This window comes from Aquibacillus albus (genome assembly GCF_016908325.1).
GTDB lineage: Bacteria > Bacillota > Bacilli > Bacillales > Amphibacillaceae > Aquibacillus_A > Aquibacillus_A albus.
In genome coordinates, this window is the sequence record NZ_JAFBDR010000009.1 from 24,359 (window position 1) to 36,954 (window position 12,596).

General features: G+C 34.7%; 13 protein-coding genes. 8 read left to right on the top strand and 5 right to left on the bottom strand.

Features of this window, described 5'->3' with window-relative positions:
* The first annotated feature begins 130 nt into the window (after positions 1-130).
* The 3 genes from JOC48_RS09425 (at position 131) to JOC48_RS09435 (ending at position 4,977) form a co-directional block, all read left to right on the top strand.
* The gene (locus JOC48_RS09425; RefSeq protein ID WP_204499062.1) at positions 131-1,360 is read left to right on the top strand and encodes a metallophosphoesterase family protein; all 1,230 of its coding nucleotides are present in this window, start codon (positions 131-133) and stop codon (positions 1,358-1,360) included.
* A gap of 7 nt (positions 1,361-1,367) precedes the next feature.
* Complete coding sequence (locus JOC48_RS09430) at positions 1,368-4,328, top strand: ATP-binding protein (protein WP_204499064.1); 2,961 nt, start codon at positions 1,368-1,370, stop codon at positions 4,326-4,328.
* A gap of 100 nt (positions 4,329-4,428) precedes the next feature.
* Positions 4,429-4,977: a GbsR/MarR family transcriptional regulator gene (locus JOC48_RS09435; RefSeq protein ID WP_204499065.1), complete on the top strand. Its 549-nt coding sequence runs from the start codon at positions 4,429-4,431 to the stop codon at positions 4,975-4,977.
* A gap of 74 nt (positions 4,978-5,051) precedes the next feature.
* On the opposite strand, the gene JOC48_RS09440 is transcribed toward JOC48_RS09435, so the two are convergent.
* Complete coding sequence (locus JOC48_RS09440) at positions 5,052-6,281, bottom strand: hydrolase (RefSeq protein WP_204499066.1); 1,230 nt, start codon at positions 6,279-6,281, stop codon at positions 5,052-5,054.
* A gap of 364 nt (positions 6,282-6,645) precedes the next feature.
* On the opposite strand from JOC48_RS09440, the gene JOC48_RS09445 reads away from it, so the two are divergent.
* A complete protein-coding gene (locus JOC48_RS09445; RefSeq protein WP_204499067.1) occupies positions 6,646-6,843 on the top strand; it encodes a sporulation YhaL family protein in 198 nt (65 codons plus the stop codon).
* Positions 6,844-6,942: 99 nt separating this feature from the next.
* Here JOC48_RS09445 and JOC48_RS09450 read toward each other — a convergent pair whose 3' ends face one another.
* Positions 6,943-7,824: a peptidylprolyl isomerase gene (locus JOC48_RS09450; RefSeq protein ID WP_204499068.1), complete on the bottom strand. Its 882-nt coding sequence runs from the start codon at positions 7,822-7,824 to the stop codon at positions 6,943-6,945.
* Positions 7,825-8,040: 216 nt separating this feature from the next.
* On the opposite strand from JOC48_RS09450, the gene JOC48_RS09455 reads away from it, so the two are divergent.
* Positions 8,041-8,124 carry a YjcZ family sporulation protein gene (locus tag JOC48_RS09455; protein WP_204499309.1) on the top strand — a complete coding sequence of 28 codons (84 nt, stop codon included), beginning with the start codon at positions 8,041-8,043 and terminating at the stop codon, positions 8,122-8,124.
* Between the two features lie 156 nt (positions 8,125-8,280).
* Here JOC48_RS09455 and JOC48_RS09460 read toward each other — a convergent pair whose 3' ends face one another.
* Positions 8,281-8,460, bottom strand: a complete 180-nt coding sequence (locus JOC48_RS09460) for a hypothetical protein (protein WP_204499069.1) — start codon at positions 8,458-8,460, stop codon at positions 8,281-8,283.
* A 198-nt stretch (positions 8,461-8,658) separates the two neighbouring features.
* A complete protein-coding gene (locus tag JOC48_RS09465; RefSeq protein ID WP_204499071.1) occupies positions 8,659-9,195 on the bottom strand; it encodes a DUF3267 domain-containing protein in 537 nt (178 codons plus the stop codon).
* A gap of 173 nt (positions 9,196-9,368) precedes the next feature.
* Here JOC48_RS09465 and JOC48_RS09470 point away from each other — a divergent pair, with 173 nt between their 5' ends.
* Positions 9,369-9,710, top strand: a complete 342-nt coding sequence (locus tag JOC48_RS09470; protein WP_204499072.1) for a DUF1878 family protein — start codon at positions 9,369-9,371, stop codon at positions 9,708-9,710.
* On the opposite strand, the gene JOC48_RS09475 is transcribed toward JOC48_RS09470, so the two are convergent.
* Complete coding sequence (locus JOC48_RS09475) at positions 9,711-10,226, bottom strand: GbsR/MarR family transcriptional regulator (protein ID WP_204499073.1); 516 nt, start codon at positions 10,224-10,226, stop codon at positions 9,711-9,713.
* Between the two features lie 322 nt (positions 10,227-10,548).
* Here JOC48_RS09475 and JOC48_RS09480 point away from each other — a divergent pair, with 322 nt between their 5' ends.
* A complete protein-coding gene (locus JOC48_RS09480) occupies positions 10,549-11,748 on the top strand; it encodes a quaternary amine ABC transporter ATP-binding protein (protein WP_204499074.1) in 1,200 nt (399 codons plus the stop codon).
* A complete protein-coding gene (locus JOC48_RS09485; RefSeq protein ID WP_204499075.1) occupies positions 11,741-12,586 on the top strand; it encodes an ABC transporter permease in 846 nt (281 codons plus the stop codon). The genes JOC48_RS09480 and JOC48_RS09485 overlap by 8 nt, the downstream gene beginning before the upstream one ends.
* Positions 12,587-12,596 lie beyond the last annotated feature (10 nt).

Sequence of the window (12,596 nt, forward strand, 5' to 3'; positions counted from 1 at the left end):
TTATCTCCTGCGGTTCAGTCCAGTCCATACGTCGCTAACAGGGCGCTTGCGCTTTTGGTTCGAACGTGCATTCGTCTTTTCTTTTTGCTAAAATGATAAGGAAAAGAAAATAATGGAAAGGAAGCTGCGAATGAACGATAACGTTTCTTTTATTCATTGTGCTGATTTACATATAGATAGCCCGTTCAAAGGATTAAGCAACCTATCACCAGAACTATTCAAAGATGTTAGAGAAAGCACGTTCAAGGCGTTAGATCGATTGGTGCATGTTGCCATTAAAAAACAAGTAGACTTCATTCTTATCGTTGGAGATTTGTTTGACAGTGAACAACAGAGTATGAAGGCACAAAGCCGTTTAATGGATGCTTTCCAACAATTATACAAGCATGACATAGACGTATTTGTTTCCTACGGTAATCACGATTATTTAAATGGCCGCATGTTCTATATGGATTATCCAACTAATGTTCATGTATTTGAATCAGAACAGGTAAGTCATTTTATTTATAACAAGCATCAAAAACCGACTGCTACAATTTATGGCTTTAGTTATGAGAATCGATCTGTTCATCATAATAAAGCCCATGAATTTCATAAAGAAGGGGATACACCCTTTCACATTGGAATGTTACATGGAAGCTTACGTAGTAACACCGATCATGATGTTTACGCACCGTTTCAAATTAGTGACCTTAACACCAAGAATTTTGATTACTGGGCTTTGGGGCATATACACAAGAGACAAATAGTTGGGGAAAATCCACCAATCGTTTATCCAGGTAATATACAAGGTAGGTCCAAAAAAGAAACAGGTGAAAAAGGCTGCTATTATGTGGAGATGGACGGACAGCATTGCTCGTACTCCTTTGTTCCATTGCAGCATATTAGGTTTGAAGAATTACATGTTGATGCAATTCAGTGTCAACAGCCTTTGGATTTAGAGTCATTAGTGGATCAAGCAATTAAATCGGTAAAGGAAGATATTGGTAAATGTATTTTACGAATAAATATGACGAATTGTTCAAATGAGATAGAGGCTTGGTATCAGGCTGGATTTGTACAAGAAATGATCGATGTCATCAATGAACGATATGAAAAAGAAATGGATTGGGTATATATTCAATCTTTCCATGTCGACCATCAGGTAATTTGGGATAAAGATGAATTGATGAAAGCGAACCACTTTATTGGTGAATTGTTAAGAGCATTTGAATCTTCTGAAGAAACGGATGCATATGTACAACCTTTGTTGCATCACCGACAAGCTAGAAAATATTTGCATTCATTCACAGATGAAGAAAAAAAGGAAATTTTAAGTGAAGCTGAAGAATTATTAATGCATCATTTAATGAAGGAATGAGGAAGAAATGAAAATAATTCAAGCAACTATTTTTGGGTTTGGAAAGTGGCAGGATGATCAGTTGGATTTTTCCAATCGTTCACTCGTAATCATTAGTGGGGAAAATGAATCAGGAAAAACAACCTTACGACAGTTTTTTTTATTTATGTTATTTGGATTGCCTCCAAAGAAGAGGGAATTTTATTTTCCAAAAACAGGTGGAAAGATGGGAGGTAGACTCACTGTTTTCACAGAAGAAGATGGGGAATTTACGATTGAACGAATCCATGACCGTCGGAACGGAGAAGCCACATGTTACCTTTCAAACGGAGATACCTATCAAGAAGATTGGTTAAAAGCTAAGTTAAAAGGAATAGATGAAAAGACATTTACCTCCATTTTCTCCTTTGACTCCATTCAGCTAAGCAGGTTACATAAAATAAGTGGGGAAGAACTAGGAAATGTATTATTGGGCATCGGCTTGTCAGGAACAGATAAAATACATACGATTGAAAAAAAGCTGGATAATGAGTTGGATAGTTTATTTAAGCCACAAGGGAAACGGCCTACGATTAATAAGCTTTTAAATGAAATTGACAAAAAACATAAAGAACTAATCGAAATAGAAAGAGAGGAAAAAACGTATAACGAAAAGAAACAAAATTTAAAAGAATTATCGGATGAGTTTGGTTTTATCCAGCGTGAATGTGAACAGATTGCTAATGAAAAAGATGATTTATCAAAACGCATCCAAGCCTATTCAATGCTACAAACATATGCAGAATTAAATGAACAATCAAAACAACTACCCGATGGTATCCGGTTTCCTGAAAACGGCTTAGAACGCTATTATTCGATGAAAGATCAATTGCTACCTTTAAACAGTGAGTTATCAGTTTTAAGGGATAATCGAAATAAATATACAGAAGAAATTAAAGCCATACAAAAAAAACTACTAGATAATGAAACCATTCAACATATCGAAGAATTGTTAGGTGGATATCATACGTACAATCAATTCATGAATGATCGAGAGTATAGTAGACAAGAGAAGGACAAGCTGGAGAGAGTCTTAACCAATCATCTAGAGGAATTAAAAATCGGCTTACGAATAGACGATTTACAAGATATATCTTTTCCTTTTCATATAGAGGAGCATTGGTCTTCTTTAAAGCAAGAAAGAGAACAGTTAACGATAGAGAAAGACAAAATGGAAAAAGAAGAAATTGCACTTCAAGAACAAATCAATCAATTTGAGGATGAAAAGATAAAAATTGAGAATCAATTACTAGATACGGATGCTCTCCGTGATTTAAAAGACAAAATCAAGAAAAAACAAAACCTTGATCGAATGGATGCATTGGAAGATCTTCAGGTTTATCAAAGGCGGAAGTGGAAGAACATTGCCGAGAAACGTAAGAAAACTTCTACTACAATTGGTGTGATTAGTCTGATTGGGTGTATTCTTTTTGCTATTCTAGCGACCGTTTTGGATAATCTAACTATCTATGGGCTTAGCGCTATATTTCTTCTGGCAGGAATCATTCAAACAGTATGGGTACATTATTCGTTAAAAGAAATGGAAGGATTTTTTCAGGAAAGCAGACCACCGGAAACAAAGACCCAGGATCATACAATAGAATTATCCGCATTAGAACAACAGCTGCAGGAGCAGCAGCAACTATTTAACCAGTTAGAGATGATAGAAAATCAGCTTCGTCAATTACAGGTGGAACAGTTGAAATTAGATGAGCGAACAAGGTTACTAGTGTCAAAACAGAAACGGTTAGAGGACCTTGTCTATGAAGAAAGACAAACATATCCTTTTTTAAAGGGAATAAATGTAAGCTATTGGCAAAAATTATATCACCATCTTAAGTCCTGTATAGAAAAAAATCAGCAGCTGAATCATCATAAAGAAGTTTTTCATCGGAAGAAGAAGGAAATGGATGACTTTGAGCAAAAGGTCCATTTGTTCATGAAAAATCATAGCTGGCTGTCAGATGATTCTGATATTTTGCCTGCTATTCATGATGTACAAGACAAAATCGATGCAGATAAAAAAGCACGGAGTAAGCTCTTACAATATCAAGAATGGGTTCACCAAACGGAGGAACAAATTCGTCATCTGGAGCAAAAAAAGATCCCATATGAAGAGGAAGTTCATTATTTATGGAAGATCACAGAGGTAACAAATGAAGAGGATTTTATCAAACAAGGAAAGCTTAAAGAGGAAATGGAAACAATCAATAAAGAAATGGAAGATTTACAGGAGCGTTTAAAGTCAATTTTTGAAACGCGTGATATCACTTCAATAGTAAAGGAAGATTTGAAGAACAAATGGGAACTTGAACAATCCTATGAAGACTTAAAAGAAAAACAGGACGAGCTAGAGAAAAAACTAGAGGATAAGAGACAGGTATTGTCTGACGTAAAATCTATGATTAGACAGCTGGAAGGTTCAGAGGATTATTCTGTGTTGAAGCATCGTTTCCACCTTGAAATAGACCAGTTAAAACAACATGCAAAGCAATGGGCGATTTACCAAGTAGCCAAGGAAAAACTAATGGAAACAAAAGCCGTCTATCAAAATAATTATTTACCAGCAGTCATGCAACAAGCAACTGAATATTTTCATCGTTTAACAAATGGAGCTTATGTAGATGTTTATGTACCCATGGATGATCATACCCTTCAAGTAGAGCATTACTCTGGTCTACGATATGATGTTCAGGAATTATCGCAAGGAACTAGAGACCAGTTGTATGTTGCACTAAGGATAGCACTTAGTGAAGTGTCTGGGAAGGATAATAACCTCCCGTTTGTTATCGATGATGCATTTGTTCATTTTGATAGACAACGTGAACAAACAATGATGGATATTTTGTATGAATTATCACATCGGCAGCAAGTAATCTTTTTTACTTATCAGGATTCATTGAAGGAATTTTCTCAGGAAAAAAACTCCGTCCACCTCCAGCGCCTATAGGTGAAATAGCATTATTGTCATAATAATGATAAAATATGTACTATGATTTTTAGGATTGGAGAAAATAGGATAGAAATAGAGGTTAGTTGGAGGTTCTTTCATGCCAGACAAAAATGTGAAAACAGAATGGGTAGAGTATGAAGAAATCATAGATAATTTTGTGCAAGTTATTGCTAAAAACATGAATTTATATGGTATAACACCTTCTGTAGGGCGATTATATGGGGCACTTTATTTTAATGATGGACCAATGACGTTGGATGATATGAGAGATGCATTAGAAATGAGCAAAACAAGTATGTCTACTGGAGTTCGAGCGTTATCTGAAATGAAGATGGTAGAGCCAGCCTTCAAAAAAGGTGTTCGAAAAGATTTATATAAATCGGAAGTGGATTGGTATAAATCATTTACTTCATTATTTGGAAATCGGTGGAGACATCACACAGAGACCAATATTGATGAGGCGGAAGAAGCCATTCAAGAATTAATGGCGATTAAGGAAAAAACAGACGACCAACAATTAATAGATAAGATTCATTTAGATATAGAAAGATTAAAGTATGCTCGTGATTATTACAGCTGGTTGATGCGTTTTATTCAAGTAGTAGAATCAGGAGAAATCTTTCAATATGTACCTCGACATGACTAGAAGTAATAAAATCCATGATGAAGTTAATTGTCATTAAGGATAAAAGGACCGGGCGAACTGTGCCCGGTTTTCCTTTATTTAATTTCTTCCGTATTTTCATATCTACTATCTAAAAAGTCAACAAAGTGAATAATGTAACCTTCAATTGACTGAGGGCTTCTAATACATGCCCCCCACTCAGGAAGACCGTGGTGGCAGAGAATGCAATGTGTCATTTGGTGAATATCTTCTAAAGAGACACGAATATTTTCTGTTTCAATAATCTTTGAAAGAGTTAGAACCCCATAAGGGATATGTCCTACCATAACGCCTAACTCATCCATTGTGATGCCAGCTTGCTTTCTATTTTCCGTATTAGAATGATCTGCTGTAGGGAATAAAAATTTAAATTCATCAAATGTCTTACCGGCATGATCATATTCCAATAATTTTCCGATGTCGTGAAATAGAATACTAGTCATCATTAAATCATAGTTTGGCTGTGCTTCTCTATGCTCCATCATCCCTTGTAGCATTTTATAAAGGTGATCAATCGTATCTTTCCAAACTAATTGCTGCGGAGTACTGCTTGACTGCAGTTGAGACCATAACTCATTTTTGTACGCTTTCTCGACTACACTGATTAGTTTCATTGTTGCCTTATAATGATTTTCTTCTTGCTTAAGGATGTATCTTGCAAATCGCATTAATCCAACCGTATGCTTTAACAACCCTCCCAAATAATTATGATGAAATCCTTTTGCAGCAGGTCTAATCCGAAATTGATCCCAAAAACGATTCATAGCAGCTAACGCTATATCCTTAAAAGGTGATTCTAGCTCATTCAGGTAAGAAAATAACTCAATTGTTAAATCTTCTATATTTTGTTGGGTATATGCCAATAATGAGAATGGGTTAATGTCCTCTTGACAGGGATTTAGTTGATTAATCGTTAACGATTTATGTCCTCGGAACTCATCAACGATTCCATCTATATCAAAAATAGAAAATTTATCCAATAACGGTTGGTGCTTTTCAACAGCACCCTGATTATCCCACATTTTTGCATTGATGGTTCCAGCATTATTACTAAATCTAATTTTTAGAAATTGTTTATTTGTCTTCGTCATCTGTACATTAAAATCGTTAAGAAGAACTCTAATCCGCACATTGTTCCCGGCGACTTCATTTTGCAAATTAAAATATTCACCCTTGTCAGGTAGTGTTGGCGGGGGAAACTTTGTGAGAATTTGTTCTCGTTCCATTTCAGAAACATTGTATTCTATTGGGATAAAATTATAAAAGTATGAATCTGACTCGGTCATTTTTTATCACTCCAAATGCTATTTAGTGCGTAGATCATATAATATGTTAAACAGCTCAAAGCAAAAATAGGTTATTTTTATTGTAACTTAATTTATGGGTTGTTGAACAACAATAATATTAGAAATGATCATAAGTTAATAGGATGTCAGTCTTGTACAAGTTTGTGTGTGTAAAAAACGAATAATCTTTCAGGAAGAGGAGTGGAATGGAACGGACATTCGTTCCTTTATGTAACAAAGAGTGTCAACAGACAACGGTTACCCACATCTTTGTCGGTAACCAAGATTTTCTACGGTTGAACTCATAAGTTAGCAACCTTAAGCATATAATTTGGTAAATGATTGGACAAGGAGGAGAAACTAAGTGATATTAGGAGTTCCATGGTGGGTATTTATGTTTATCTTTTTTATTTTTTTTAGTGGATATATGTCCTTTCGAGCTTTAATGGCTGAAAAAAAGTTGGAAAAGCAATATATTGAAACCCAAGGTCAAATCTATATGGATCGGATGGAACAGGAGCGTAGTAAACGGAAAGATAACAAAGAACTTATCTCGGAATGAAAAGGTGTTCTTCCATTAATAAAAGGTCTGATTATCAGTGAAAGTCACTAATAATCAGACCTCAATTAATTAAGTCTATAGATGCAAGCTCCCTGTCATTTATTGAGCCATAGCCGCTGCTTGTTGTTCAAAAATGTCTTCTAATCCTTCAATCTTAACATCGATTTCAGCATCTTCTATTAACTGTTGCATTTTTGCCTGCGCGTCTTCATTAGATATTTTGCTATTAGCAATTTGTCTTCGTAGATCGTCTTTTATTTCCTCAAATGGTTCAATTTCCTCTTCTGTTTCACGTTTATCTGTCACATTTATAATATGCCAACCGTGTGTTGATTGAACTGGTTCACTAATTTCACCAACCTCTAAACTATATGCTGCATCTTCAAATTCAGCAACCATATCACCAGCACGGAAATAATTAAGTTGACCACCATTTTGTGCTGAACCGGGATCTTGGGAGTACTCTTCAGCCAAACTAGCAAAATCTTCGCCTTCATCAAGTTGTTGTTTAACCTCATTAGCAGTTTCTTCATCCTGTACAAGAATATGGCTTGCTTGTATCTCTGTATTCATACGATCATATCTTTTTTCTAACTCTTCATCTGTTACTTCAATGTCTTCCGTTAATGCCTGTTCCTGTAGTAAGCTCATACGAATAGCATCACGAAAAGCATCCTCATCTTCGTAACCACTCTGCTGAAGCACCATTTCAAATTGTTCACCATATTGTTCCTTCAATTGATCAAGTTGTTCATCTACTTGATTTTCATCAACTTCATATGTTTCTTCTAGTACTTTTTTCATGACCATCTCTTGAAGGACAGCGCTACCATTAGCGTTTTTAAGCTCCTCATAAAACTCTTCTTTTGTAATGTTTCCTGCGTTTGTTTCTACAACTGTTTCTGGTTCATCATTATTAGCGCAAGCGGAAATGGTTATTAAGCCTGCTGCAAATGAAGCTGCTAAAGCTAGTTTTTTCATTATATTTAACACTCCTAATCTGATTTGTCTGTTTTGGTAATTAAAATTTTTTGTTTATTTAGAGTACAAGCTCTTGAAATAATATAACACATTTTTGTCTTAAAAAAATAGTTTTCGACCAAATTCCTTATTTTTTCCTTATTTTGAGTCAAATGCCCATCCAAACAGAGACAGATGCACATATGATAAAGTAAACCGCATTAAGGAGGTGCTCTTATGGGTGCAGCTTATACAGGAGGATTTGCGTTAATCGTCGTATTGTTTATCCTGTTGATTATTGTTGGTGCAGCATGGGTGTAAGTTAAAAAAAATAAGTAAAAACAAATAAGGAATATCTCATAAAAAATTGTCCCCACTCGTTTTTTGAGAGTGAGGGACAAATTCCTTTCCATGGACATTCCTTATTTGTTTAATAATCCTGTATATTCCATACATAGTTATTCAATTGAGTGCATGTTACGTGTATTGCACTTCTATATAGGAAGAAATTAATAATATGGTTATTAAAATATTAATCGTGCGATAGACGTTTGGTTGCCGTTCCTTGGACATTTCAGCCGCAACACAAAGTCTGTAAGTTAGTGAATTAAATAAAAATAATATGAACAACGCGAATAAAACGAAGACGATTGCCATAGGAAAATGACCTCCTTGTATCTATTCATAACTTTACCAAAAAAATTGTACTTTGAACAGTTTTATGTTAAATAAAAATAAATAGGCTGACCTTAAGAATAACTTATCCTTTACACAATAATATGATGATACCGGCAAAATATCCTTATTATTGCGTAGATGTTGTGGACAGGTATTGTCAAGGTCAGCCTATTAAACTTAACGTACTAAAATATCAAATCCGTCATTGAAATTTTCTACAATACATTTTTTTGGTGCTTTTATTAGCTTACTAGCACAAAGGAAATCAGTAAAAGATAATCCAATATTAAATGCAGTAAAGATTAAAAAATACGCATAGTAATCTGTGAAAAGGTAACTAGTTATTAGTCCAGGTACTGTAAGAAATAAAGTCGGTGCTAATAATGAAAAAAGAGTTGTTTGTTTAGACATTTTAGACTTAGGCAATGATGAAATAATAAGAAAAATTTTATATTTTATGTGCCATTTTATTTTCATTCGTCTATTTATTAAGATTAATGGTAGAATATGCATAAGGTTATGAACCAAAGGCAATAAGACCAATCCTAGTAATAAAGGGAAAACTCCATGATCTTTTAATTCATGGGATTGATGAATGATAGAAAATGGTAGATATAGAAAAATAAACGATAGCAAACCTATTAAGAAAGATACAACATAGATGCGATTGATACCGAATTCTCTGTTTACATTAATGGTTTTCCAACAATTCATCATCAATTCCCCCTTTGCAAAACGAGCTATAAAAGTTTATGTTAGTGAAGGGTTTTGCGATACTTATCCCTCAATGAATATAGTATGTTTTGAAATAAAAATCAATAGGTTTTGCAGAAAAATCATAGAAAGTTTTTCCATTAAAAATGATATGTTGCAGGAGGGGCTTTCGGATGGGCTCTAGTGGAGAATTGAAGAATTTGTTATTTCACGTAGAATTATTAATGGATATATGCGAGTTGGAAAAATATCCCTTCACAAGACTAATTATAAAAAAACAAATGAGTCAAAAGGAATACGAGGAAACACTACGTTTATTAGAAACACTATATAGCAAATTTGTCAGCCAAAAAGAAGAAGGGCTTTTAGATTACACAGATTTATTACTTGAGTATGTCGGGATGTTAAATGATAAATTACCCCCAATAGAAACGTTGCAAGCGCTTAAAAAGGAAGGGTATTTCCCTTCCTTAACTAAAGCATTACTTGATGCTCATTACAAAATAGAAAAATGATTATGTTTTTGTAGGATTGGACAAGGTTTTGGGACACTTCATTTCCCTGAAAGATTCTTCTATTAATTCGTGAAATACCAACATTTCTTTTAGGCGGACCTTAACTTCTTCGATACTGCCCTCGACTTGTCCATTTTTAATATTTTCCTCTAACCTACTCTCAATTTCCTCTAATGTATGCTTATGTTGTTTTGTGGATTCTACCCACTTTTGAATAAAGGTACTCATAAATTTTTTATACAGATTTTCTTCAGCCATATATAAATCCTTACGCACACCTTTTCTCCAAACACGTGTAACCAAGTTAAAGTCTAACAAACTTCTGATTCCAGTACTAATCGAAGTTTTACTTTTTCCTAATGCCTCACTCATCTCGTCCAAAGTCATTGGAGACCCTTCTAAGTACAAGATAGAAAATAGTCTCGCTTCTCCAGGGGATAAATCGAACATTTCAACAGTTTTCGCAAATTCCGTAATAATCTGGTTATGAATATTTTCTAAAGGCTTTTCAGACATAAAATCCTCCCTCAAAACCGTTGCTACAATAAGGTTACAACAAAACTTATTGGAATGAAAATAAGTAATTATGCAGAAAAAAAAAGAAAATCAGAGGAAATCATAGTAAATCACCATTAAAGTTTGTACAGAACAAACTGTATGAACAATCTATTCAAAAATAATGGTTTTTACTGTTTGAAATTTATGTGGTAAAAGAGATATAGTATGAAAGGTGGATGTAATTGTTCGTTCCATAGCTTTACATATGAAAATGGTTTATCTTTTATGAAAAAGAGGTAATGTAAACTGTCCAATAAAGTATGCAAGAGAGGTGAACATATTGCCGGTTATAAAAGTAGAAGGTCTATCAAAAATCTTCGGCAAAAACATAAATCAAGCAAAGAAATTGCTAGATAAGGGTACAACGAAGGATGAAATTTTAAAGCAGACGGGCTGTACAGTTGGGGTTAATCGAGCGTCGTTTGAAGTAGAAGAAGGCGAAGTATTTGTTATTATGGGGCTTTCTGGTAGTGGTAAATCAACACTTGTTCGATTGTTAAACCGACTGATTGAACCGACCGAAGGAAGTGTGCTTGTTGATGGAGAGGATCTTGCCAAAGTAGACAAACAAACATTAAGAAAAGTACGTAGAGAAAAAATGAGTATGGTATTTCAGAAGTTTGCTTTATTTCCACATCGAACCATTTTAGAGAACGCAGGATTTGGATTGGAAATTCAAGGCCTGGAGAAAAACGAACAAACTAAAAAAGCAAAAGAATCTTTAGAACTGGTTGGCCTAGGAGATTATATTAACCAGTATCCAGAACAATTATCGGGTGGAATGCAGCAAAGGGTTGGTCTTGCCAGAGCACTAGCAAATGATCCAGAAGTATTATTAATGGATGAGGCCTTTTCTGCACTTGATCCACTTATTCGTAAGGACATGCAGGATGAATTACTAGATTTACAAGCTAATATGAAGAAAACAATTATATTTATTACACATGATTTGGATGAGGCATTACGAATTGGTGATCGAATTGCCTTAATGAAAGACGGTTCTATCGTCCAAATTGGTTCTCCAGAAGAAATTTTAGTGAACCCTGCAAATGACTATGTGGAGAAATTCGTAGAAGATGTCGATCGCTCGAAAGTATTAACGGCAGAACATATCATGAAGCGTCCTGAAACGATTAATATCGAAAAACATGGACCAAGAGTTGCTTTGGAACGAATGAAGGATGAAGGAATATCCAGTATTTATGTAACGGATGGAAAACGTAATTTAAAAGGATATGTCACTGCTGATGATGCTTCCGATGCTCGTAAAAACGAAATTCGTGATTTAAATGAAATTTTGAGAACAGACGTCCCTACAGTAAAAAAGGATACTTCTATGAATGATATTTTTGAAGTTATCTATGATTCTCCTATTCCTATTGCTGTCGTAGAAGATGGCAAGTTATTCGGGATTATTGTTCGGGGTGCAGTTATTGCGGCCCTTGCAGGTGAGGGAGAGGTGAAGTTAAGTAATGCTTGATTTTATGGAAAAGATAAAAATAGCTGAAGCAGTAAGTGCTTTTACCGATTGGATTACAGATACATTTTCATTTTTATTTAATCCAATTAAAAATCAACTCGGAAACTTTATGGATTGGTTTTCAGATAAATTAGCAGCTATTCCACCAATCATAGTTATTTTAATTGTAGTAATTGCAGCTTTTTTTATAAGTGGGAAACGAGTTGGTTTACCTATATTTTCTTTAATTGGATTGTGGCTTATCTATAACCAAGAGCTTTGGGAAGAATTAATGTTTACATTTGCTCTTGTTTTAGTAGCAAGTATTTTAGCTGTAATTATTGGAGTGCCTTTTGGTATTTTAATGTCTAAAAGTAGAACAGCAGAATCCATTATTACACCGATACTTGATTTTATGCAGACAATGCCAGCTTTTGTGTATTTAATACCAGCTGTTGCATTTTTCGGTATTGGAATGGTTCCGGGGATTTTTGCCTCTGTCATTTTTGCCACACCTCCAACGGTTCGTTTTACTAATTTAGGTATTAGGCAGGTATCGAAGGAGTTAGTGGAGGCTTCAGATGCATTTGGTAGTACTGGTTCACAAAAGTTATTTAAAGTGGAACTTCCAATGGCGAAACGCACAATCATGGCAGGTATCAACCAAACAGTGATGCTGTCCTTATCGATGGTAGTAATTGCTTCGATGATTGGTTCACCAGGACTTGGAAGAGAAGTATTATCTGCCCTTCAGCGTGCACAAGTTGGTCCTGGCTTTGTAGCAGGAATAGGGATTGTAATCCTTGCCATTATTATTGACAGATTCACACAAAATTTAAATACAGAAAAGAAGAAGTAAAGAGTAGCTG